The sequence below is a fragment of the Exiguobacterium sp. s39 genome (assembly GCF_018618925.1).
GTDB lineage: Bacteria > Bacillota > Bacilli > Exiguobacteriales > Exiguobacteriaceae > Exiguobacterium_A > Exiguobacterium_A abrahamii.
The window spans coordinates 121,307-143,399 of the sequence record NZ_JACSNA010000003.1 but is presented as its reverse complement, the minus strand read 5'-3'; the positions used below and the strand labels follow the sequence as shown (position 1 = coordinate 143,399).

22 protein-coding genes are annotated in these 22,093 nt (G+C 46.3%); 15 read left to right on the top strand and 7 right to left on the bottom strand.

Features of this window, described 5'->3' with window-relative positions; all coding sequences use genetic code 11:
* The first annotated feature begins 5 nt into the window (after positions 1 to 5).
* From KNQ11_RS13920 to KNQ11_RS13910, 3 genes are all read left to right on the top strand, one after another.
* Complete coding sequence (locus tag KNQ11_RS13920) at positions 6 to 287, top strand: putative quinol monooxygenase (RefSeq protein WP_023469763.1); 282 nt, start codon at positions 6 to 8, stop codon at positions 285 to 287.
* 228 nt (positions 288 to 515) lie between these two features.
* Entirely contained in the window at positions 516 to 1,919 is a 1,404-nt protein-coding gene (locus tag KNQ11_RS13915) for a YfcC family protein (RefSeq protein WP_149428035.1), read from the top strand.
* Positions 1,920 to 2,018: 99 nt separating this feature from the next.
* A complete protein-coding gene (locus KNQ11_RS13910; protein WP_050677198.1) occupies positions 2,019 to 2,840 on the top strand; it encodes a DUF1028 domain-containing protein in 822 nt (273 codons plus the stop codon).
* A gap of 41 nt (positions 2,841 to 2,881) precedes the next feature.
* Here KNQ11_RS13910 and KNQ11_RS13905 read toward each other — a convergent pair whose 3' ends face one another.
* Positions 2,882 to 4,519 (bottom strand): glycoside hydrolase family 55 protein, encoded by a 1,638-nt coding sequence (locus KNQ11_RS13905; protein ID WP_214772288.1) that lies wholly within the window; start codon positions 4,517 to 4,519, stop codon positions 2,882 to 2,884.
* A 141-nt stretch (positions 4,520 to 4,660) separates the two neighbouring features.
* Between KNQ11_RS13905 and KNQ11_RS13900 the strand changes: the two genes are divergently transcribed.
* The 4 genes from KNQ11_RS13900 to KNQ11_RS13885 all read left to right on the top strand — a co-directional run bounded on the left by KNQ11_RS13900 (position 4,661) and on the right by KNQ11_RS13885 (position 8,165).
* On the top strand, positions 4,661 to 5,434 hold the full coding sequence (locus KNQ11_RS13900) for a hypothetical protein (protein ID WP_214772286.1): 774 nt from the start codon (positions 4,661 to 4,663) through the stop codon (positions 5,432 to 5,434).
* A gap of 49 nt (positions 5,435 to 5,483) precedes the next feature.
* The gene (locus tag KNQ11_RS13895) at positions 5,484 to 5,990 is read left to right on the top strand and encodes a hypothetical protein (RefSeq protein WP_149428168.1); all 507 of its coding nucleotides are present in this window, start codon (positions 5,484 to 5,486) and stop codon (positions 5,988 to 5,990) included.
* A 256-nt stretch (positions 5,991 to 6,246) separates the two neighbouring features.
* Positions 6,247 to 7,230 carry a YhdH/YhfP family quinone oxidoreductase gene (locus tag KNQ11_RS13890; RefSeq protein ID WP_214772284.1) on the top strand — a complete coding sequence of 328 codons (984 nt, stop codon included), beginning with the start codon at positions 6,247 to 6,249 and terminating at the stop codon, positions 7,228 to 7,230.
* A gap of 68 nt (positions 7,231 to 7,298) precedes the next feature.
* Complete coding sequence (locus KNQ11_RS13885; protein WP_214772281.1) at positions 7,299 to 8,165, top strand: hypothetical protein; 867 nt, start codon at positions 7,299 to 7,301, stop codon at positions 8,163 to 8,165.
* Positions 8,166 to 8,272: 107 nt separating this feature from the next.
* On the opposite strand, the gene KNQ11_RS13880 is transcribed toward KNQ11_RS13885, so the two are convergent.
* The 3 genes from KNQ11_RS13880 to KNQ11_RS13870 all read right to left on the bottom strand — a co-directional run bounded on the left by KNQ11_RS13880 (position 8,273) and on the right by KNQ11_RS13870 (position 11,883).
* A complete protein-coding gene (locus KNQ11_RS13880; protein ID WP_149428030.1) occupies positions 8,273 to 9,769 on the bottom strand; it encodes a M4 family metallopeptidase in 1,497 nt (498 codons plus the stop codon).
* 173 nt (positions 9,770 to 9,942) lie between these two features.
* Positions 9,943 to 10,374 carry a GyrI-like domain-containing protein gene (locus KNQ11_RS13875; RefSeq protein ID WP_050677192.1) on the bottom strand — a complete coding sequence of 144 codons (432 nt, stop codon included), beginning with the start codon at positions 10,372 to 10,374 and terminating at the stop codon, positions 9,943 to 9,945.
* Positions 10,375 to 10,395: 21 nt separating this feature from the next.
* Positions 10,396 to 11,883: an HD domain-containing phosphohydrolase gene (locus KNQ11_RS13870; RefSeq protein ID WP_149428029.1), complete on the bottom strand. Its 1,488-nt coding sequence runs from the start codon at positions 11,881 to 11,883 to the stop codon at positions 10,396 to 10,398.
* 255 nt (positions 11,884 to 12,138) lie between these two features.
* Here KNQ11_RS13870 and KNQ11_RS13865 point away from each other — a divergent pair, with 255 nt between their 5' ends.
* The 5 genes from KNQ11_RS13865 (at position 12,139) to KNQ11_RS13845 (ending at position 17,806) form a co-directional block, all read left to right on the top strand.
* On the top strand, positions 12,139 to 14,529 hold the full coding sequence (locus tag KNQ11_RS13865; protein WP_214772279.1) for an immune inhibitor A domain-containing protein: 2,391 nt from the start codon (positions 12,139 to 12,141) through the stop codon (positions 14,527 to 14,529).
* Between the two features lie 275 nt (positions 14,530 to 14,804).
* Positions 14,805 to 15,005, top strand: a complete 201-nt coding sequence (locus tag KNQ11_RS13860; RefSeq protein WP_023469752.1) for a cold-shock protein — start codon at positions 14,805 to 14,807, stop codon at positions 15,003 to 15,005.
* A gap of 119 nt (positions 15,006 to 15,124) precedes the next feature.
* A complete protein-coding gene (locus tag KNQ11_RS13855) occupies positions 15,125 to 16,090 on the top strand; it encodes a ring-cleaving dioxygenase (protein WP_050677189.1) in 966 nt (321 codons plus the stop codon).
* 78 nt (positions 16,091 to 16,168) lie between these two features.
* Positions 16,169 to 16,468 (top strand): DUF3817 domain-containing protein, encoded by a 300-nt coding sequence (locus KNQ11_RS13850; RefSeq protein WP_050677188.1) that lies wholly within the window; start codon positions 16,169 to 16,171, stop codon positions 16,466 to 16,468.
* Positions 16,469 to 16,573: 105 nt separating this feature from the next.
* Positions 16,574 to 17,806, top strand: a complete 1,233-nt coding sequence (locus KNQ11_RS13845) for a DEAD/DEAH box helicase (protein ID WP_050677187.1) — start codon at positions 16,574 to 16,576, stop codon at positions 17,804 to 17,806.
* 67 nt (positions 17,807 to 17,873) lie between these two features.
* Here the strand turns inward: KNQ11_RS13845 and KNQ11_RS13840 are convergent, their stop codons facing one another.
* The 3 genes from KNQ11_RS13840 to KNQ11_RS13830 all read right to left on the bottom strand — a co-directional run bounded on the left by KNQ11_RS13840 (position 17,874) and on the right by KNQ11_RS13830 (position 20,206).
* Positions 17,874 to 18,287, bottom strand: a complete 414-nt coding sequence (locus KNQ11_RS13840; RefSeq protein ID WP_214772277.1) for a DUF2231 domain-containing protein — start codon at positions 18,285 to 18,287, stop codon at positions 17,874 to 17,876.
* Positions 18,288 to 18,366: 79 nt separating this feature from the next.
* On the bottom strand, positions 18,367 to 19,536 hold the full coding sequence (locus KNQ11_RS13835; RefSeq protein ID WP_214772276.1) for a sensor histidine kinase: 1,170 nt from the start codon (positions 19,534 to 19,536) through the stop codon (positions 18,367 to 18,369).
* Positions 19,529 to 20,206, bottom strand: coding sequence for a response regulator transcription factor (locus tag KNQ11_RS13830; protein ID WP_214772274.1), 678 nt, complete (start codon positions 20,204 to 20,206; stop codon positions 19,529 to 19,531). Before KNQ11_RS13830 ends, KNQ11_RS13835 begins: the two co-directional genes overlap by 8 nt.
* Positions 20,207 to 20,307: 101 nt before the next feature.
* Between KNQ11_RS13830 and KNQ11_RS13825 the strand changes: the two genes are divergently transcribed.
* From KNQ11_RS13825 to KNQ11_RS13815, 3 genes are read left to right on the top strand one after another with little or no spacing between them, the layout of a single operon-like run.
* On the top strand, positions 20,308 to 20,616 hold the full coding sequence (locus tag KNQ11_RS13825) for a hypothetical protein (RefSeq protein ID WP_214772272.1): 309 nt from the start codon (positions 20,308 to 20,310) through the stop codon (positions 20,614 to 20,616).
* Between the two features lie 11 nt (positions 20,617 to 20,627).
* Positions 20,628 to 21,518: an FAD:protein FMN transferase gene (locus KNQ11_RS13820; protein WP_214772270.1), complete on the top strand. Its 891-nt coding sequence runs from the start codon at positions 20,628 to 20,630 to the stop codon at positions 21,516 to 21,518.
* The gene (locus KNQ11_RS13815; RefSeq protein ID WP_133208422.1) at positions 21,506 to 22,084 is read left to right on the top strand and encodes a ferric reductase-like transmembrane domain-containing protein; all 579 of its coding nucleotides are present in this window, start codon (positions 21,506 to 21,508) and stop codon (positions 22,082 to 22,084) included. The genes KNQ11_RS13820 and KNQ11_RS13815 overlap by 13 nt, the downstream gene beginning before the upstream one ends.
* The last annotated feature ends 9 nt before the right edge of the window (positions 22,085 to 22,093 follow it).

The following is a 22,093-nucleotide window of genomic DNA, read 5'->3' as shown; positions in this document are numbered from 1 at the left end:
TTCCGATGATCGCCATCGAAGCAAAATTAGAAGTACAACCCGCAAAACGAGAAGAGTTTTTAGCAGCAACTAAAACACTAGTTGCAGGATCACGTGCTGAAGCAGGAAACATCAGCTATGACTTATTCCAAAGCACAGAAGACGAAAATGTCTTCATGATGATTGAAAAATGGGAAGACCAAGCTGCAATCGAAGCACACAACACGAGTGCTCATTTCGGACAATTCGTTGCGTTTGCACAAACGGCTCTTGCTAAACCATTAGACGTTCAATCGTTCCAAGCATAAGTGTAAGAGAGTAACGAAATAAAAAAGGAGGATATCCTCGGTTTTATGACCGAGAATATCCTCCTTTTTTCGTTCAATGTGACCGTTTAGAACGTTCATTTTCAATTCAGATTTCATATAAGAGTGTTTCACTTTTCTTTTACAATCATATGACATTTCACTGAAACTGTTAGTTTTTCCCTGATTAGGGCATTATTCTTATAAAGACACAAAAAGGAGGCTTTTATCATGAATGAACGAACGAATGCAGCAGAGTCGAAGCGATCATTCTTCAAGATGCCTCATACATATGCCATCATCATGGCAATTCTCATCATCTCAGTCATCTTGACGTATACACTTCCAGCAGGACAATTCGATCGTGAAAAGCAAGACGGACAGACTGTCGTCATCGATGGTACATATCGCGCGGTAGAGTCTGCGCCTGTCAATCTCTTTGGTTTATTTGAAGCAATTCCGCAAGGCATGGAAGCGGGTGCTGCGATCATTTTTTACATTTTCTTAGTTGGTGGTGTCTTCGGTATCATTCGTCAAACCGGTGCTATTGAAGCGGGAATCAATCAATTAATCCGTCGATTTGGTCAAAAAGGGCACATCATGATTCCGATGACGATGTTCGTCTTTTCAATTGCCGGAGCAACGATTGGTATGGCAGAAGAAACAATCATCTTCGTGCCAATTGGGATCATGTTAGCACGTGCCCTTGGATATGATGCGATGACAGGAGCCGCGATCGTCAGTCTAGGGGCAGCGGTTGGTTTTGCCGGCGGGATGTTGAATCCGTTTACGGTAGGTGTCGCTCAATCAATTGCGGAAGTACCGCTCTTTAGTGGTCTCGGGTATCGAACGGCTGTGTATATCGTATTTTTAGCGGTGACGATTCTTTATGTGATGAACTACGCACGGAAAGTTAAACATGATCCGGCGCGCAGTCTTGTTTATGATCTCGAACAACGTCGTTCGGAAGAAGCAGCGACGACGATTTCAAGCTTTTCGAAACGTCATGCCTTTGTTTTACTGGTTTTAATCGGTGGCATTACGCTCAATGTGATCGGAATCTTTGAGTGGGGCTGGTATTTGACGGAATTAACCGCATCCTTCTTGATCATCGGGATGATTGCGGGAATCGTTACGCTTGGTGTGAACGGTACGTTCGAGAGTTTGATTGACGGCGCAAAAGCCGTGACGTTCGGCGCCTTGATTGTTGGATTTGCTCGAGCAATCGTCGTCATTCTTGAAGAAGGACGTGTTATCGATACGGTCATTTACGGCTTATCGAATGCCGTAGGACATTTGCCAACGTTCTTCGCCGTCATCGGGATGTACGCCGTGCAATTGATTACGAACTTCTTCATTCCATCGGGGAGTGGACAAGCGGCGACGACGATGCCCATCATGGCACCATTGTCGGATTTACTTGGGATCGAGCGTCAAGTGGCTGTCCTAGCATTCCAATATGGAGATGGACTGACGAACATGATTTTCCCGACGAGCGCGCATTTGATGGCATTTCTCGCAATCGCAGGCATTCCGTATGAGCAATGGTTACGCTTCGTCTGGAAACTCTTCGCGATTTGGATTGCCTTGGCATGTGCTGCCTTATTACTTGCCGTAACGCTTGGTATTCAATGAAGTCGACCTTTCGGACATCTGTCCGGAAGGTTTTTCAGTTGCAGGAATCGGGAAGCGTTATCACGAACGGAATAGGTAATGACTAAAGGGGGAACTGAAGTGACATATTCAATCGTTGGGTATTGTGAAAAAGAACAAGCATGGGGCGTTGCCGTTCAGTCGAAGTTTTTAGCGGTCGGGAGTGCTGTACCATTTGCGAAGGCGGGAGTAGGTGCGGTAGCGACACAATCGTTTGCAAACACGACGTATGGCCCTGAAGGATTACGAATGATCGAACAAGGTGCTTCAGCGGACGAAGTGTTGCGTCGATTGACGGAAGCAGATGAAGGACGAGCGGATCGTCAAGTGGGAATCATTGATGCGAATGGCAAGAGTGCGACATTCACGGGAGAGGGATGTAACGACTGGGCAGGCGGTATTGCCGGGAAACACTTTGCAGCGCAAGGGAATATTCTTGTAGACGGTAACACGGTAAAAGAGATGGCACGTGTCTTTGAATCAACACAAGGTCCGCTCGCAGAACGTTTGTTGCGTGCGTTAGCAGCTGGTCAAGCAGCAGGCGGGGATTCACGCGGAATGCAATCAGCGGCACTCCTCGTCGTCAAGGAGGGTGGCGGATACGGTGGATTCAACGACCGATATATTGATTTACGCGTTGACGATCATCCGAGTCCGATTGAAGAGCTCGAACGCATCTATCAACTGCATACACTTTATTTGCAACCGAGTAAGCCAGAAGAAATCAAGCCAATCGATGATGCCTTAGAGTCAGAGTTGATGGATAAATTATTAGCGCTTGGCTACCGCGGTGATTTCGAAGACGCGTTCCGGACGTATCTGCATACGGAAAACTTCGAGATGCGCGAACAAGCGGAGCGTGCGATTGATACACGTGTTCTCGCGTATATTCGAGCACAATGAAAAAATGACAGGATGGACCGCGGTCCATCCTGTCATTTTGTTCATACTTGTGTCGACTGGGCGCGAATCGGTACTTTGAATCCGGTCGCGATGAATCGTTCCATTTCCGGTTCCGATTTAGCGTTTAAGCCAACTGTTCCGTCTCCTTTTAATGCCACGTTCGTTAGCTTGACACGCGTGATGTCTGGACCGATCGTAATCCCGTGTTTGGCAGAATCCTCAATGCGGATATCACGAAGGCGTACGTCTTCAGCCCCATTTTCTCCCCCAAAGATTTGGATGTCCGTTTTCGCTTGTCGGAATCCGCTCATCTTCAACTGACTGATCGTGACGTTCCGTGCCTTATATTGAATCCCGATCATCGGTTGTTCTTGATAGTCATAATAAGGATCACCGAGCACCGTAAAATCATGTATGACGACATTACGATAAGCGGAAACGACGAGCGCACGCGGTTTTGAATTCGCATAGAGTTCTGTATATTTAGGAGTCTGAGCAATCAAACGCGTTGCGATGATATTATAAGCCGTCTGAGACGTCGGATCAGTCGCTTGATGGTGACCGATGTGTCGGAAGTTAAACGCGCGATGATCATCAATCGATAGGTGTCCGACGATTTTGACGGTCGAGGCAGCAGAAGAGGTTGCATGTGCCTTAATCTCAAGTCCACCGAAACAACGACTTGTTGCGTTATTGAACAACCAGACGTCGCGTGATCCATCATCGACTTCGATTCCATTTGAATTGGAAAAGCCTTCTGCATGGGCACGTCCACTTGGATCATGCATGAAACAGTTCGAGATGAAGAGATGATCACTATGATGCGTCGTAATCCCGTCATCGCCGAATCCATAACCGGTCAATCCATCGAACCAGATGAATGAACTACTTAAATTTGCTCGAGCTCCATCTCCGTTGTAATTGTAATATGGTGTCGAGATATCAAAACAGTGAAGTCCCGGGTTGACGGCCTCAACATCAAAGACCCAGCCATAGGTGACATGCGCATACGTAAGACAACTGGAGTGGTTGCCCCATGTGCTACTTTTTTTCGCGTCACCGATGCGTTTAATGTTCCAATCAAGCGTCATTTTTTCGACGAGTAGATGATGATTGCCGAGAAGATAATTTTGGTTCGTCACGAGACGTCGTCCTTTTGGTGCATCATCGTGCATCTTTAAAATTGTCTTCCCTTTACCGGCTCCTGTTAAAATCGTATAACTTGGCAAACGAATTCCCCAAACGACGTACGTACCGGCTGGGACATGGACTTGTCGATGTCCATCACCGAGCGCTTCAATGAATGCTTGTGTATCATCCGTCTGTCCATCACCGACTGCGCCAAAATCAGTGATATCGACAGTTTCGACATCGCTGATCAAACGTTCGAACTCATGATTGAGACGACCGAACCAACTTGGTCGAATCTCATCGCGTGGTGTCACGAAAGCGGGTGTCAGCGGTAGAATATGTTTATCACGGTTCGTCAAAAATAATGGCGAGATCATCGAACGAAGCGTTCGACTGAGGTTAGGATTGCGTCGTGGTGCGACGAATGGACTATCGTGTAGCAGTTGTTCCGCTTGTCGAACTGCTTGTTCGTTGGTTGACGTTTCAACGTATTCCTGAATCAACGCCGCATTTTGATACGGATCATGCGTGTGATCGAGTTTTAACATGAAATGGTTCCCCTCTCTGAATAGGTCTGTCTACCTTTTCCCCTCTCTTTACACAATCATTCCTTGTTTCAAGACATCCATAAAAATACACAAAAATTTTTAATATGGATTATAATGGTATTTAAAAGAGGGGGTCTTCTGATGTCACTTCGAAAACGACTCGTAATTGGTATCGGACTGATTTTGCTAATCTTAGGAATCGGTAAGCCACTGACAGAAGCGGCTGTTCAAGCAATGAAGCCAAAAGCGGTTCAGCCGTCTGGAATCGAAACAAATAGATCGTGTAAACCGAACTGCAAGAAAAAAGGCGAATTGTTAAACATTCGATTTTTTTCATGGTTACCTAAAAAGAAAATGAAGAATGATGAAGATTTACGTGCTTGGGATACCAAGGAAAAGCCGAAGAAGCAGAAAGACCTCAAACCGAAAAAGAAAAAGAATAAGATCTTCACTATAGGAGTTGAAAATGCTAAACGAGGTACGAATGAAAAAGGAGGATCGTCCTCATCGATGTTACTGATGAGTCTGCTTGTTCTCCCGCTAGTCATCATAAGCTATATCGTTTGGCGGAAACGTCGAAAGACCAAGAAACAAGATGAAGACTTGATAAGAACGGATATCCCGTTGCAGCCTATACACAACGATTATGTTTCGATCGAGAAACAAATTGATTTACCAGATGCCTGGATTCGCAAACAGCTCATCCAGTTCAATCAGATCCTACCGGTCCGTTTACAGCGGCATGATACAGAGACGTTTCAGGAGTGGTTCCTGCGGATCGGATTTCAACCTTCCCATCTCTTAATAAAAACCTATCTCTTAGAACGGTACACAGAAAAAGCTACTACGTTATCGGAGAGGGATAAACAAACGATCCAGGGAGAATTCGGAGCCTTCGTCCACCAGTTCAATTGAAACTTTTTGAATTAGGTGACGTAAATGGAACAGGAAAGGGGAGATGATGATGTACCTAGCAGATGCTGTGAAATTAAAGAGTATCCTGAGGAAACAGCTTGATCAGTTGATTGAAGAGATGGAGCGCGTTGCGTTCATTGATTTAGAAAAGGGAGAAGCACTCCCCGCGCAACAAGGTCGAACCTTAACCGATGTCGAAGCCGCCATGGACATCGTACGTCATGACATGCGGGTCTTGGATCGTCTCGTTTATGCAGCGAATTTAAACACCGTAATTGAGACGGATGAAGGAGACATACCACTCGTCGAAGCGATCGAGTGGGCTACCCAATTACGGGCAAAGGCACAAAACTATCAGATGCTCGCAAGTCGACCAAAACGCGAGTTCCAATATGGATTCGAAGGGACGACGATCATTCGTCATGCCTTGTTTGATCCAGATGCCTATCGTTTAAAAGCGGAGGAAGTGGAACGACGAGCACACAAAGTATCGAATGCAATCAATGCGGCAAACTATCAGACGACGATTGACTTTGATGGTGGACGTTATATGTAACTTCCTTGGCGCGGTGAGACTCCCCGTCAAGGATAGGGGACGGACCTCAATTTTCCTTTGTGGAGAAGAAATGGCGATGGCAAACCGATGACCACGAACCGTTGACAGATTGACCTGTTACCTTTGACCACCTATGGAATCCTGATGTTTTTTTCCGTCCCCGCTCCCTGTCGCTTCTTTGAGAAACGGCAGGGATTTTTAGTGTGTCGATGGAAACAACAGGGTATAGAGAAGCACAAGCGAAAGGAGAGAGATCATGGAACACACTTTTTCAGCATTCGTCGTTCGCGAAGTCGATGGATCATACGAGGGGAATATCGAGACAAAGCACGTCGATGATTTACCAGAAGGAGATATCCTGATTCGTGTCACACACTCATGCGTCAACTATAAGGATGCTTTATCGATGTCGGGTAATCGTGGGGTGACGAAATCCTATCCGCATACCCCGGGCGTTGACGCAGCAGGATTCATCGAACAAACGACTGATGAACGATTTCACATCGGTCAAGCCGTCGTCGTCAATGGCTTTGATTTCGGGATGAACACTTCGGGCGGATTTCAAGAATACATACGTGTACCAGCCGATTGGGTGACGCTACTTCCAGAATCCATTCGTCCATTAGAAGCGATGCAATATGGAACGGCCGGATTGACGGCAGCGCAATCGGTTGATGAATTGTTGCGAATCGTCTCGAAGGATGCAGGACCGATCCTCGTGACGGGAGCGACAGGTGGGGTTGGTACGATTGCGATTTCTTTACTGATTCGATTAGGATACACGGTACATGCCGTGACCGGAAAACGAGTAGAACAAGAACGATTGCTCAAAAAGGGAGTGGCTGAGGTACTAGACCGCACGACATTCCTAGAAGAAACCGATCGTCCTCTAAAAAAAGGGCTTTATGCCGGTGTCATTGATACGGTCGGGGGACCATTGCTCGCGTCCGTCATTCGCTTCGTGCAATATGGTGGTGTCGTCACGACGTGTGGGAACGTCGGTGGGGCAGAAATGACGTTGACAGTCTATCCCTTCATCTTACGTGGTGTCCGCTTGATTGGAATCGATGCGGTGCAAACACCGATTGCTTATCGTCAAACGTTATGGCAACGTTTAGCGAGTGACTGGCAGGTCAATCTTTCGTCAGAAGTCGATATCAAAACACTAAACGATTTACCTGAAATCGCAGAAGCCTTGCTGACTTCACGTCATCGTGGTCGAACTGTCATCGAAATTTAAATATTTCGAGTAAACATTGGTGGTATAGTGGGGAAAAACTGTGTCGACTTTTTCAGGAGGAACCATACATGAGTGAACACCAACAAGAACAAGAACGACAGTCTCGACAAGAAAGACGGAAACAAAAACGAAATCGTCGAGGGATTGCCTTTGGTGGTATTCTCGCGACATTATTCATCGTCGGTGGTTGGTTGTATATGTTGACGAACAACGATGCTTCTCAAGCGACATCTACACTTGAAAAACCGAAAACGACCAATCAAGCAACACAAAACGAGGAGTCGAAGAAGGAAACAGCAGCAACGGATGATAAAAAAGAAGCGAAAAAAGAAAAGAAGAAATCAAAGAAAAAAGCAGCAGAGTATGCGCAAGCGGCTTGGGTGACGCGTCCGTTCGCGAACGTTTACGGTGATACGAATCGTAGTAGTGTCATCTACAAAGCAGATTTAGGTGATGTTTATGAGGTACTGGATGCGAAGGACGGCATGGTCCATCTCAAACTCAATGACAGCATCGAAGGATACTTACCGGAAAGTGATGTTCGTTTGGAAGCACCAAAAGGGACGTCAGACGAAGCCGTTCTTGCGGCGCTCTCGCAAGCAGTCGCTAATCAACCGATTGACAAGCCGGAGCAGTATCTCGGAAAACCGATTGCTGAATTCGAAGCGAAGTATGGTGCTGTTGGTAATACACAACAGGATGCCGTCAATACGTATTACTTCTCGAATGCTGGATATCTGCTTGTCGTCTCGGATGGAATCATTGAAGCAATTGACTGGACGAATGCTTCGACTGGTGGATTATCGACACTGGGTGAACCCGTCGTCGATACGAGCTATGGTACGTGGTACGAGGGAGAATCCTTACAACTAAAAGTGTTCCCGGACAACGGAAAGATGCGTCTACGTCTTGCGCGTGATCCTGGACAAGAATGAATGAACGGCGAATTCGCTTGAAGCGAGTTCGTCTTTTTTTTGCACAAAAAACCTCCCGAGTCCGACACTCGGGAGGAAATATGAAAATCCTTTGGGAGGAGATTTTCTTAGTATACGCCTACTGCATCAAATGATTTCGCTGCAGCTGTTGCTTCTGCACTTGTTGAACCGTAAAGGTCTTTCGCCGATTGAACGACTGCTGCACGGAGTGAGCTGAAGTTCGAGTTTGGAGTCAAGTACACGTTGAGGGCACGGTAGTAGATCGCACCGAGTTTCGGTACACCGATTCCTGTGACAGATACGTTGTAGAACGTTCCGCCGTTACCGAGGAGGTAAGCAGCTTTGTTGATGATACCAGAGTTGATGTGGACACCACCGTTATCTTGCGTACCTGTGTAACGTTTAGAGTAGTGATCTGGATCACCGTAAGCAGCTGGGTTCGACATCGAACGGAGTGCGTCACCGCTGACTCCTGGTGTGTAGATGTCTTCTCCTACGAGCCAGTCAAAGTTCGATCCGACTGTATACTCAGCTACTGTACCCATGATATCTGAGACGGCTTCGTTGATCGCACCAGATTCGTTTTGGTACACGAGACCAGCTGTGTATTCTGTGACAGCGTGTGTCAATTCGTGAGCGACGACGTCAAGTGCGCCTGAAAGTGCGACGAATGTCGTGCCATCTCCGTCACCATAGACCATCTTCGTGCCATCCCAGAATGCGTTGTTGTAGTTCGTTGAATAGTGGACCGTTGAGTTCAAGCGTGCACCAGCGTTGTCGTAACTGTTACGACCATATGTGTTTTTATAGAAGTCATATGTTTTTGCAGCGTTGACGTGTGCACTGACAGCAGCGCGGTCATATGTCGCGTTGAAGACGTTATCTGCATCTGCCCAGAGTGTTCCCGGGAGTGATGTCCGGTTTTTCGCGTCGTATGTGTAGACACCTTTTCCACGCGTTGTATCTTGAAGATAGTATTTCCCAGCACTCAACGTCGTGTTGAACGTTGCGCTTGTGCCAAGTACAGTCGTACCTGTTGCATGAGCGAGTTGGTCGAATTTGTTAAGTACTTTACCTGAGTTCGCATCGATGAAGTATGTCCAACGTGATGGCTCTTTGCCAGCGAGGACTGTCGATGTGACTTTGTATGCATAGACAGCATCATCTTTTACTGGATAGATGACGAGTTCTGCTTTTGGAGCGACTTCGAATTTAGAAGCCTTGATTGCTTTTTGATAAAGTTTGATGGCTTTCTTTTCAGAGAGCGTTGCTTTTTTCGCGAGACCTGGTTTTCCTTTGACGTTGATTGCATCGTTTACGACTGCTTTCAAAGTACCGTCTTTCGCGACGTTCCCGACGACGACACTACCAAAGACAGGGACGCCATCCACTTCTTGTTGGAGACGTACGATCTGTGAAGATCCGTCTTTTTCGACGTTCTGAACAGCAAAGTCACCCTTTTTGTTCACGAAATCTTTAACGATCGTTGCAGCTGGTTCTGACGAAGCTTTCGTGAGCTTACCAGACTGAAGACCTTCTGCACCTACTACCGTAGGAACGACAAGTACACTTGCGACAAGCGATGTAGCGAGAAACTTTTTCAAAATAAATCGCCTCCTTGTTTGGGTTGAGTCTAACTATGCCAAAGAATCAGAGAAGCGAGAATAAGTCATTCGAATTAAATAGAATTTTCTGAATATAGTCCGTAGTACCTGGACTGAATTATTAAGTGTAAAAGATATTTCAAGACGAAAAAAAAACCATTCAAGAGAATGGTTCAGCGAATGCGTTGGTAGAGATGGTGGACGTCATCTCGGGTCTCATCAATTTTAAAATCATGTGGGTCAAGCTCAATTCCTTGTTTTGAAGCGAAGCGTTGGATTTTCTCGAACGATTTCCAAATTTCGATATCCGGTCCTTCGTGCTTCCAGAAGACATAACGCGCAGCAGGAATCCGATGCCCTTTCATACCTTTAGGAATCTGTTCAAGCGACGAGACGGGATACCCGACACATTGCGAATATTTGGTTCCGTTTCGTTCGAGCGAGATATCGAGCGGATAGCTGTCCAGCTTTGCAGGGATCTCATGCGAACGTCTTGAAAATTCACGCCAGAGTTCCGGCATCAATGTATGCAACTCGTTCTCTTCACACGTCAGTCCAAGTCCCACAAAATAAAATTCATGGCGTTCAACGATTTTTGGATGCATCAGAAACTCCCTTCCTTCTTATTATGACACGTCCTCGACGGGCGAACGCTTCAAATCTAGAAATAGACGCGTAAAGGTGGCGTCCCATTGTGTACCCATACCTTCTTCTAAAATCGACAAGGCTTTTTCTGCGGACATTCCCTTACGATAAGGACGGTCGGATGTCATCGCATCATAGGCGTCAGCAATCGCCATGATTCGACCGAAGAGTGGAATGTCCTCTCCTACGAGACCTTCCGGATACCCCTTTCCGTCATAGCGTTCGTGATGGTACTTTACCCCAGGAAGAATCGGTTGTAACGTCTTTGGTAGCTGAACTTGCGATAGAATGTGCACACCGATGACTGGATGTTGCTGAATGATCTGAAATTCTTCGTCTGTGAGACGTCCTTCTTTCAATAACACATCGTCTCGAATCCCAATTTTTCCGATGTCATGTAACAGCGCGGATTTACGTAACAGTTCGATTTGTTCGTTCGGTAGATTGGCAGCGGTAGCGATTTCGACTGAATAGGCAGCGACACGAACGGAATGACCGGCTGTGTAAGGATCACGGGCATCTAGTGTCGCAGCAAACAAGGTAAACAAACTATCAAGTAACTGTTCGTTTTCCGCATCACGCTTTTTAATACCTTCCATCATCAAGTTAAAACCAGAAACGAGATGGGAGAACTCGTCTGAATATGGATTCGGTAATGAGACGAGTCGATTGCTTTCGACATCTTGAATCCCTTGTTGCAGGGTAGCGATTGGTTTACGGATGTTTTCATAGAGAAGAAGACTACAAAACGTCGCAACGGATAAGATGACGATTAAAATAAGTGTCGCCCAACTCCAGTAAGAGCGAAGGCTCTCATTTTCCGTTAACTGGACAGCTGAGGCGAGAACGAACAGCATGATCGGGAAAACACCGATGATGAGTATGCTGATGAGCATTTTTTGTCTTAGCGTGACAACTGTCGTTTTTTTAGGAAAATCAAATCCATGTTCAAAAGCATACTTCTCTAACGTCAGAAGCATGTGCTCCGTGACACGATAGGTTAGAAAAAACTCAATCAGCGCATGCAGAATGGCGACGAGGACCGCACCAAAACAAGCAAGACCAATCAAATAGTACGGCATCTGTAACCATCCTTGAGAGATCGCTAGTGCTGTCAGAAGTGAAGCGGGAACAGAAAGTCCTAAAAAATGAGGTCCCATGATGCGCTGGACAGTCAGTACCGGAAAACGATGTACCGTTTGATAAGCCTCCTGAAACGAGACGAGAGACGGAATATCGTTTTGGAAGAAACGACGTAAAGGGTGAATATGTCGCGAATAGACTGTGTATTCGAGTAAAAACATCAGACTGACAGATACGGCCATGAGCCCCATCAACATCAATTGTTCGGTTCTAGTGAAGGTGAGGGTCTCAAAAATAAACAGACATCCGACGCCGAAGACAGCGACGAATGAACCGATTAGATAGTTCCTTAGTAAGTGACGTTCAAAACGTTGTAAAGCGCTCATTGTATCCTCCCTTAAGTGAATTAGAGTGCTTTCAGCGTACCGTTTTCTAAAATAATAAGAACGTATTTTTTTGAAAAAGAGGTGAAAGAATCCTTTGAAAATCTTTTGAAAATAATCCCCAAAAATAGGTATGGTTACAAAGCACTAATTGTCTTAAAAGCAATTGATTAACGAAATAAAATAATCTATGATTTGAATATTCAGAAAAGTATAGTAATCAGATGCTTTTCACTACTACATAGGGGGTCAATTCACGTGGGAAAAAAGAAACAGCTTAGCCTAGCCGTTCTTTCTGGAATTACGGCAGCTGCATTTGCTGTTGGTCCGGTCTTACCTGGTGGGCAGGTAACGTCCGTACAAGCAGCAGAAAAAGTAGCACCTGGTGCACCGATGGATTTGAACACGGTCGATCAGGATCGATTAGCAAAAGTGCTTGAAAAACGTGGGGTCATCTCAAAAGCAGCTTCAGCAGAAGCAAAACAAAAAGCCGTTCAAAAGTATCTGGACAAAAAGGCGAACGGAAAACCGGCCGTCGATCATGACCACGATCATGAATCAAGTAAAGAAGCCGCGTTTGATAAGAAAACAAAAGACTTCTTAACAAAACAAAAGGAACAACTTGCTAAACAATTAAAGAAAAAACACGACAACTACAAAAAAGGTAATCCGAATGGCTTCGTCAAAGTGGATAAAGCAAAACAGGCAGCCTATAACGGTGCGACACGGACGGACAAAGTCCTCGTCCTTCTCGTCGAGTACAGCGACTTCAAGCACAACAACGTCGTTCAAGAGCCTGGATATATGTATTCAGATGACTTCAACCAAAAACATTATCAAGATTTAATGTTTGGTGATCAAGAGTTCGAACTCTTCAACGGAGACAAAGTAAAAACGTTCAAACAGTTCTATGAAGAACAATCAGGTGGTAGTTACTCGGTAGATGGTACGGTGTCCAATTGGTTGACTGTTCCTGGAACAGCAAAAGATTATGGTTCGGATAATCCTGCAGGTGGAAACGATAACTTGCCTGGCGCAAAAGGACCACGTGGTCTCGTCAAGGATTCCTTGAATGCAGCTGTTAAAGCCGGCATTAACTTAGCAGATTACGATAAGTTCGACCAGTACGATATGGACGGCGATGGCGACTTGAATGAGCCAGATGGTCTCGTCGATCACTTGATGATCATTCATGCTGGTACAGGACAAGAAGCAGGCGGCGGTAAGCTCGGTGACGACGCGATCTGGTCACACCGCTGGACACTTGGTAGCGTGTATCCTGTAGCGGATACGACGGCAAGCGTCAATTACTGGGGCGGAAAAATGGCTGCTTATGATTACACAGTTCAACCAGAAGACGGCGCAGTCGGCGTCTTCGCGCACGAATTTGGTCATGATCTTGGACTTCCTGATGAGTACGATACACAGTACACAGGTCAAGGTGAACCAGTTGCATCTTGGTCTATCATGAGTGGTGGTAGCTGGAATGGTAAAGTTGCTGGAACAGAACCAACAAGTTTCTCGCCACAAAACAAAGAGTTCTTCCAAAACGTGATGGGTGGAAACTGGGCGAACATCCAACAGATTGATTTTGATTCACTCACTAAGGCAGGAACGGCATCGTACCTCGACCAGAGTGTAACGAAATCAAAAAATCCAGGAATCATCAAAGTAAATCTACCGAAAAAACCAGTGAAAGGTATCACGCCGGCTTACGGTAAGAAGTATTACTACAGTACGAAAGGTGATGATCTTCATACGTCGATGACTTCACCAGAGTTCGATTTGACGAATGCAAAAGAAGCGAAGTTCGACTTCAAAGCCTTTTACGATGTTGAATTTGATTACGATTACTTGACAGTCACAGCTACTGCTGACGGTCAATCGAAAGTCATCGATAAAATCGGGAATCAAGATACAGATGGTGATCAGCGTGCTGAATCAACAAAAGGAGCATGGGTCGATAAATCATATGACCTGAGCGAATTTGCGGGTAAAAAAGTCACGTTGAAATTTGAATACGTGACAGATGGTGGACTTGCACTAGACGGATTTGCACTTGATAACGCGAAGTTGACAGTTGACGGTAAAGTCGTCTTTGAAGATGATGCAGAGGGTACTCCTAAGTTCACTCTAGATGGTTTCGTTGCTTCAGACGGTTTCTCTTATGCCGATAACGCGTACTACCTCGAATGGCGTAACTATGCAGGCTCGGATAAAGCACTCGAGCATGCACGAGGCGTTAAGTACAACACAGGTCTTGTCGTCTGGTATGGCGATTCAAGCTTCAACGATAACTGGGTTGGCGTACACCCAGGTGAAGGATTCCTCGGAGTCGTCGACTCACATCCTGAAGCAATCGTTGGAACACTCAACGGTAAGCCGGTTACGACAGGAAGCACACGTTACCAGATCGCAGATGCTGCTTTCAGTTATGATAAAGCACCTGCATGGCTCATCGATTCGCCATCACGTGGACTCTATGACTACAAAGGTCTCCCAGGTGTGACGAAGTTTGATGATTCGAAATCGTACATCAACCAGTTGATTCCGGACGCAGGGAAATTGCTTCCGAACAACGGGCTGAAGATTCAAGTCATCGGTGAAGCGAAAGACAACTCTGCTGGAGCAGTCTGGATCCACCGTTAAAAACAGAAGAACAGGTTCAGTTTCGGCTGAACCTGTTTTTTATTTTAGTTATGTAGAAGAAGTGGAATCAATTGGAAAAAACATTGGTCTGACAACTTGACTTTTAAAGCGCATCCATTCTATACTTACGTTAGCTTAATATTGTTATTGTCATTACGGATTCACATCGTGTCACGAACAATCTTTTCGTTGCTCCATGTATTTCGGGACAATAATGAATTCTTTTCATATGCCCAGCATATGTATTAAGTAATTTATTTTTGGAGGTTGTTCCCATGAACACAGGTAAAGTAAAATGGTTTAACGCAGAAAAAGGTTTCGGTTTCATCGAAGTTGAAGGCGGAGAAGACGTATTCGTACATTTCTCAGCAATCACTGGTGAAGGCTTCAAAACTCTTGACGAAGGTCAAGAAGTTGAGTTCGAAATCACTGAAGGCGCACGTGGAGCACAAGCTGCTAACGTCGTAAAACTTTAATTTCAACTATTCAATCGTCCCTTTTCGGAGGGGCGGTTTTTTATTAGACTAATATCTTGAATTCAAGATAAATGTGAGATATACTCCAATTACCAAATCATTGACAAGGAGTGAGGAAGATGGAATTACTCGGAATTCATCATGTATCGATCTTAACAGGCATGGCGGAACGCAATTATCAATTCTACACACAAATACTTGGCATGCGTCTGATCAAAAAGACTGTCAATCAAGATGACACGACATCGTATCATCTGTTTTATGGAGATGCGGAAGGGAATCCAGGAACGGACTTGACGTTTTTTGATATTCCGCATCTTGGAACGGGTGTACCGGGGGCATCGAGTATCTCTTCGACATCGCTTCGTGTCAAAACAACGGCTGCACTTCATTTTTGGAAACGACGTTTTGAAGCGAAAGGTGTGGATCACGATGAAATCGTCGAGCGAGCAGGGCGCCAAACACTAGCCTTTCGTGATCAGGAAGGAACACGCTTGATTCTCGTCGCGGAAGATGGTGAGGCAGGTGTCGCAGGTGGTGTACCATGGCCGCAAGAAGAGATTCCATCGGAGCATGCCATTGTTGGACTGGGAGCTGTCACATTAACGGTCAACGATCCGACGTTGACGATTCGTGTTCTGACGGAAGTCATGGGATTCCGAAAAGTAGGTTCTTATCCATCTTTAGCAGGTGACTTTGAACCGATTGAAGTCTATGCAACTGGAGAAGGTGGTATCGGAGCAGAGGTTCATATTGAGGCACGTCCAGATCTCGACCGAGAACGTCTCGGTCGTGGTGGTGTGCATCACGTCGCGTTCCGAGTGCCGAACAGTGATGAATATGAAAAGTGGGTCGAACGCTTGAATTCTTATCACTTACCGAACTCCGGTAAAGTCGATCGTCACTATTTCCAAGCTCTTTACTTCCGGGAACCGAACCATATCTTGTTTGAGCTTTCAACAGACACACCAGGGTTCGCGACGGATGAGTCCGTTGAAACATTAGGAGAGACGCTTGCGTTACCACCGTTTCTTGAACCAAAGCGAGCTGCCATCGAAGCACGATTACGTCCACTCGAAATCTGACAATCCTGTGACACAGGTCACAGAAGGATCGTCCATCCCGTATACTAAGAACAGGAATCAAGAAAAAGGAGTGACGGGATGTTAAGAACTACGCTTGGGCAATTCCGAATGATTGCGATACTAGAAGGAATCTCGTTTTTAGTTTTACTGTTGATTGCGATGCCGTTAAAGTATATGGCGGATATTCCGCAAGCTGTTTCGGTCGTTGGCGCACTTCATGGTGTCTTGTTCGTCATGTATGCACTCTGGCTCGCGGTCGTGAAATTCAAATACGATTGGTCGATTATTAAGGCTGGGATTGCGTTCATCGCATCATTCATCCCGTTTGGTACATTCGTGCTCGACTGGAAGCTAAAACAGGAAGCAACAAACGCGTAAATTGTGTATACTGAATAGAGCACGGCTGTGGATAACTGTTTTTGTCTATGCGAAGCAGGTTATCCACAGCTTTTTTTCTGTGGATAATTTTTAGGAGGATATATCATGTCAACATTTGAAACATTACACATCAGCGATCTGTGGATAAAAAAATTACAAAAACAAGGCATCAAGGAGCCAACACCGATTCAAGAACAAGCGATTCCGTCATTACTCGACGGACGTGACTTGATTGGGCAGGCGCAAACGGGAACAGGAAAAACGTTAGCGTTTCTCTTACCAATCCTTGAGCAAATCGATGTCGAATCACAAACGGTTCAAGCATTGATTGTTGCACCAACACGTGAACTTGCGCGTCAAATTGCCGATGAGACGCATAAACTGATTCGGAACATGGAACAGTATCGTGCACTCGCTGTATACGGTGGACAAGACGTCTTTAAACAAATTCAACGACTCGGTCGGATGCCACAAATCATCATCGGGACACCAGGACGGATTCTTGACCATGTCGGTCGCGGCACACTTGATTTAAGTGAATTACGGACGCTTGTCTTGGATGAGGCGGACCAAATGCTGCAAATCGGTTTCTTGCCAGAAATCGAAGACATCATTGAAGCAGCACCGGTTGATCGTCAATTCGTCATGTTATCTGCAACGATGCCACCGAAAGTAGAGGAACTGGCGAAAACGTATTTGCGTAATCCAGTCGAAGTACAGGTGGAAGCGGAAAGCATCACTGTTGAAGCGATCGAACAGTTCGTCGTCGAGACGACGGATCGCCGCAAACAAGCGACACTGCGGACGATGCTTGACGAGATGCGTCCGTACGCAGCAATCATTTTCTGCCGTACGCAACGTCGCGTCAGTAAATTGAATGAAGAAATGCAGATGCAAGGGTATCCGACGGATGAATTGCATGGTGGGTTGACGCAAGGGAAACGAGAAAAGGCGATGGCGAAGTTCTATCAAGGAAAAACACAATTCCTGATCGCAACAGACGTCGCTTCGCGTGGACTCGATGTGACAGGTGTGACACACGTCTTCAACTACGATTTACCGGACGATGCGGAAAGTTATGTTCACCGGATCGGTCGGACAGGACGTGCCGGGAACGACGGAATTGCTGTTTCGATCGTGACACCAAAAGATGGTCGGACGTTCCGTGATATGGAGCGGGAATTGAACATCTCGGTCACGCCAATCGTCGTCGAATTATCTGAAGAAGCGATTCGCGCACAGCACGACCAAAGCAAAGGATCACGGAAGACGACAGAAGGACGTGGAAACACACGTCGTTCGAATAACCGTCGCCCGGGACGTGCACATCGTAAATAAACAGAAACAAGATAAAAGAGCCGGTCTACTTCTCTCATAAAAAGAGAAAATAGACCGGCTCTTGTTTTTATTTGGCATAGACCATCTGACCACCGAGATGTCCGGTATAAGCAAGCAACCCGCTACCGACGATCGCAACAACGAAACTAAGTAACAAAAACATTTTTTTGTTTGAGCGGTAACCCAATAACAGAAATAACAGCGAGACACCAAAGGCAAGAAGACTGAACAACGCGAAATGTTCATGATTTTCGATAGCAGCATGAGTAACACTGCTTAAGTTCGCTTCCGCATACTCTTCTGCTCCGTCTCCAGACAAATAGGCGACGACTCCGGAAATCAGACCGACGACTAACGTAAAAAGAACAAACAGTTTGAATTGCGTCCATTTCAGACTGACGAGTAATAAGATCGTCGCAAATAATAAAAGTGCAATCGGTGCATGAACAAGAAGTGGATGAAGCGGTACGTTCCCCAACATATCAAAGACCTCCTTGGATAAGTATGGTAAAGCATAATTTCACTTTACCCTGCTTATCTGACAGTTAACTGACACCGTTTTAAAGAGTGGGGAAATGAATGATGAACCGTGTGCCCTCACCTAATGTGGAATCAATGGAAATCGTTCCGCCATGTTGCTCCACAATGGATTGAGAAATCGATAGCCCAAGACCGGTTCCTGTTCCGTGACGCGAATGGTCCCCCCGGTAAAAACGCTCGAATATTTTAGTTTGTTGATTGGAAGCGATACCGATTCCACGGTCCTGTATCGTCAACTGGCGTTCTGTAGCAGTTTCTTCGAGGGAGACATCAATGGCTTCATCGCTGTAGACAAGAGCATTTTCAAGAAAGACCGTCAATAAGCGGTTCAATTGATGGGCATCCCCTTTCATGCGTAAGTCAGGCATTATCGAGGCGTGAATGACGCGATCCGAGTAGGCATGCTGAAAACGTTCGACGGTCTTTTGAACGAGTGAACTAAGGTCAACTTCCTGTTTCGGTGAAGGTTGTCCTTCTCGCGCAAGCAATAGTAAATCAGAGACTAAATACTGCATCCCTGCCGTTTCTGCTTTGATATCCTCTAGAATCGTGCGTCCTTCATTCGAAAGTAATTCCGCTTCTAGCAATTCAATCCCGCTATAGACGATTGTCAGAGGTGTCCGTAGTTCATGTGAAGCATCGGATGTAAAACGACGTTGGCGATCGAATGCTTGTTGCACCGGAATGACGGCTCGACCAGCAAGGATGTATCCGACTAGCGTCAGAACGATCGTTGCGAGAACGGCAATCCCCGCAAGAACGGCAATCAATCGCTGTAAGGTATCTTCGGTCGGAGAGATGTCCTTCATTAGCAGTAGTCGTCCTTCTTCGGTACTTCGTTGATACAGTAAGAAGTGTCGATCATCCCATTCCACTTGTTTCGTCGTATCATTCGAGCTTAAAAAACGGCGCAGTGTTTTCATCTCGACGCCAGGCGGCAAACTTGCATAGCGTTCATTTCCTGAACCGTCGAGTAACTGGAAATAGATCGGATTTCGGATGAATTGATCTTCCCCGTGCTCGATCCGTTCGAAGATATCTCGATCAGATACTCCCTTCAATTGATTCAATTCCATTCGATTCAGCAATTGGGCGTTCGTGACATACACACCGATCAGGATGAGGACTAGTACAAGAAAGAACGAGCCACTGAATAACAAGGTCAGTCGTTTTCGAATCGATTCAAGCATGCGGATCACCTAAACGATAACCGAACCCGCGAACTGTCCGGATCAAATTAGGAGCGCCGACCGTATCTAATTTTTTCCGAACGAGTCGGACGAGCGCATCGAGCGCGTTATCCGTAATATCCGCACCGATCCCCCACACGACTTCGATGATTAATTCACGACTCATGACCTGTTCAGGTCGTCTTAACAGTAAGGAAAGGAATTCAAATTCACGTCGTGTTAAATCAATCGGATGATGTTCATAGGAAATTGTTTGTGACGATAGATCGAGTACTAGTCCGTTGAAGGAGACCGTCGACACGAATGCCTTTTGTTGACGACGACTGAGCGCGCGCAAACGTGCCAGTAATTCATTCGATTGAAACGGTTTAACGAGATAGTCATCGGCTCCACTATCGAGACCATGAACGAGATCGATTTCCGTATCGCGAGCAGTCAGCATCAAGATGCCGCCTTCAAACTGTTCTTTCCGTAAGGTAGCGGCGACTTCGACTCCGCTCTTGCGAGGCATCATCCAATCGAGAACGAGTAAGTCATAGCGATACGTCTGACATTGGAGGAGCGCTTCCACTCCATCCTGCGCAACATCTACCTGATATCCTGCCCGCTCCAAATGGAGGCGTAACATCTTCGCAAGACGCTGATCATCTTCTGCTACCAAAACGCGCATGCACATCGCTCCTCTTTTTTTCTCATTATCCCATAGTTGCCGTCAGTTAGTTGTCAGTTTTTTTCGATACAGTAAACGTAACAAGAAGGGAGAGGAAACAGATGAAACCCAAACCATTTGCGAAATGGCTTGTCGGGCTTAGTAGTTCCGTCTTCATCGGACTCGCCATTGGTCAGTTGAGTGTCAGTTCGAACGATCCCTCGACGACACCTGTTTCGACAGGCGATACGTATTCGAACGATACGACGCTACCATCTCAAGGGAATCAGTATAGCGATGATGAAGGCGAATACGAAGGGGATGATGGATATTACGAAGATGACGATGATGATCAATGGCAAGGTGATGAATCGTCTGGCTTCAGTCAACCCGGTGGATCAAGTGACGGTCAGTCTAGCCATTCGAGGTAAGGAGGAGGAAGATGGAGCGACAATTGTATGCGATGCATAATCAGGTGCGGTTCGTGACGGATCAGCCGATCGATGAAGCAGAATGGGAGGAACTTGTCCGATTCTTTCATTATGTGGATCGGCAGTGGTCACGCTTTGATAAGCAAAGTGAAGTCAGTCGATTGAATCGCTTACGGATCGGCGACACGTTATCTGTGTCCTTACCGTTAGCCCGCTTACTGGGCCGCGCCACACGATACTTCGAGCAGACCGAACGTTATTTTTCCCCATTCCTGCTGGCGCAACAACAAGCCAATGGCTATCGGCAATCATTTCCCTTCACACAAGCTGTCGCTTATGAAGAGGTTGCTCCACCAGAAATCGCTCCATTCATCATTGAAGGATGTGACGTGACTCGAGTCGGAGGCGGTTTTATCGACCTAGGTGGAATCGGAAAAGGAGCTGCCGCGATGATTGCAGCGCAGCGACTACGAAAAAGCTGGAGTCGTGGATTGATTGAAGCGGGAGGTGACGTCATCGTCTGGTCCGAGGAGGAACCATGGAATATCACGATCACGCATCCCGAGACCGAACAACGCGTCGCTGACATGCAATTACGACAAGGTGCGATTGCGACATCGAACCGTGTCTATCGATCGTGGAAGACGGACGGACAGACGCATCATCATTTGTTAGATGGACGAACAGGACGTCCGACGAGAAGTCCGATTCTTCAAGTGACGGCATCTGCGCCACAACTCTATGAAGCCGAAGTCATGACGAAGCTTGCCTTTCAGATGACAGAGGCAGAACGTCAAGAAAAGCTGTTTCGTTGGTTTCCAAAAGGACGATTATTGATCTTGGATACTGCTGGGGAATGGCGAAGTGAACAGAAGGGAGTGAGTGAGATATGGACTGGATGAAATGGTTGTTCTCGACATGGACGATGATTCGATTGAGTGGATTAAGTGGGCACTTCTTCATGACGATTTCTGTCTTAGCGGGATTGCTCGGTTCCTACCCGGCACTCAAAAAACAAAAAGCACGACTGCATCACGTGCACTTATATAGTGGCTGGGCAGGTTTGCTCGCAATCGTCCTTCATGCGACGCTCATCATCGTCGATTCATACGCACCACTGACAATCTTTGAGGTCCTGATTCCGGGCCAAGCTTCTTATGAACCACTCTGGAATGCGCTAGGAACAATCAGTCTCTACTTATTCGGGTTCGTTCTCGTGACTTCGGATTTCTTGAAGGAGACGCTAGGCAAGACGCTTTGGAAATTGACACACTGGCTCGTCTTACCTGCTTGGCTATTAATGACGGCACACGGTCTATTCATCGGTACGGATACCGGAACCCTGTTTACGACGATCTGGTACGCTGTCTCAACACTGACGATGTTTACGCTCGTCCTATACCGGATGCGGATCCGTCCTGTGCAACGGACTCGAACTTCAGCAAAAGAGCGCTCAGTCGTACGCTGAGCGCTCTTT

Bases quoted from the DNA above. Each gene is read 5' to 3' on its own strand.
- KNQ11_RS13900 (WP_214772286.1), top strand. From the start codon at position 4,661: ATGTCACTTCGAAAACGACTCGTAATTGGTATCGGACTGATTTTGCTA.
- KNQ11_RS13835 (WP_214772276.1), bottom strand. From the start codon at position 19,536: ATGCTTGAATCGATTCGAAAACGACTGACCTTGTTATTCAGTGGCTCG.
- KNQ11_RS13850 (WP_050677188.1), top strand. From the start codon at position 16,169: ATGTTAAGAACTACGCTTGGGCAATTCCGAATGATTGCGATACTAGAA.
- KNQ11_RS13825 (WP_214772272.1), top strand. From the start codon at position 20,308: ATGAAACCCAAACCATTTGCGAAATGGCTTGTCGGGCTTAGTAGTTCC.
- KNQ11_RS13920 (WP_023469763.1), top strand. From the start codon at position 6: ATGATCGCCATCGAAGCAAAATTAGAAGTACAACCCGCAAAACGAGAA.
- KNQ11_RS13815 (WP_133208422.1), top strand. From the start codon at position 21,506: ATGGACTGGATGAAATGGTTGTTCTCGACATGGACGATGATTCGATTG.
- KNQ11_RS13875 (WP_050677192.1), bottom strand. From the start codon at position 10,374: ATGCATCCAAAAATCGTTGAACGCCATGAATTTTATTTTGTGGGACTT.
- KNQ11_RS13890 (WP_214772284.1), top strand. From the start codon at position 6,247: ATGGAACACACTTTTTCAGCATTCGTCGTTCGCGAAGTCGATGGATCA.
- KNQ11_RS13855 (WP_050677189.1), top strand. From the start codon at position 15,125: ATGGAATTACTCGGAATTCATCATGTATCGATCTTAACAGGCATGGCG.
- KNQ11_RS13830 (WP_214772274.1), bottom strand. From the start codon at position 20,206: ATGCGCGTTTTGGTAGCAGAAGATGATCAGCGTCTTGCGAAGATGTTA.
- KNQ11_RS13820 (WP_214772270.1), top strand. From the start codon at position 20,628: ATGGAGCGACAATTGTATGCGATGCATAATCAGGTGCGGTTCGTGACG.
- KNQ11_RS13915 (WP_149428035.1), top strand. From the start codon at position 516: ATGAATGAACGAACGAATGCAGCAGAGTCGAAGCGATCATTCTTCAAG.
- KNQ11_RS13845 (WP_050677187.1), top strand. From the start codon at position 16,574: ATGTCAACATTTGAAACATTACACATCAGCGATCTGTGGATAAAAAAA.
- KNQ11_RS13885 (WP_214772281.1), top strand. From the start codon at position 7,299: ATGAGTGAACACCAACAAGAACAAGAACGACAGTCTCGACAAGAAAGA.
- KNQ11_RS13840 (WP_214772277.1), bottom strand. From the start codon at position 18,287: ATGTTGGGGAACGTACCGCTTCATCCACTTCTTGTTCATGCACCGATT.
- KNQ11_RS13895 (WP_149428168.1), top strand. From the start codon at position 5,484: ATGTACCTAGCAGATGCTGTGAAATTAAAGAGTATCCTGAGGAAACAG.
- KNQ11_RS13870 (WP_149428029.1), bottom strand. From the start codon at position 11,883: ATGAGCGCTTTACAACGTTTTGAACGTCACTTACTAAGGAACTATCTA.
- KNQ11_RS13860 (WP_023469752.1), top strand. From the start codon at position 14,805: ATGAACACAGGTAAAGTAAAATGGTTTAACGCAGAAAAAGGTTTCGGT.
- KNQ11_RS13905 (WP_214772288.1), bottom strand. From the start codon at position 4,519: ATGTTAAAACTCGATCACACGCATGATCCGTATCAAAATGCGGCGTTG.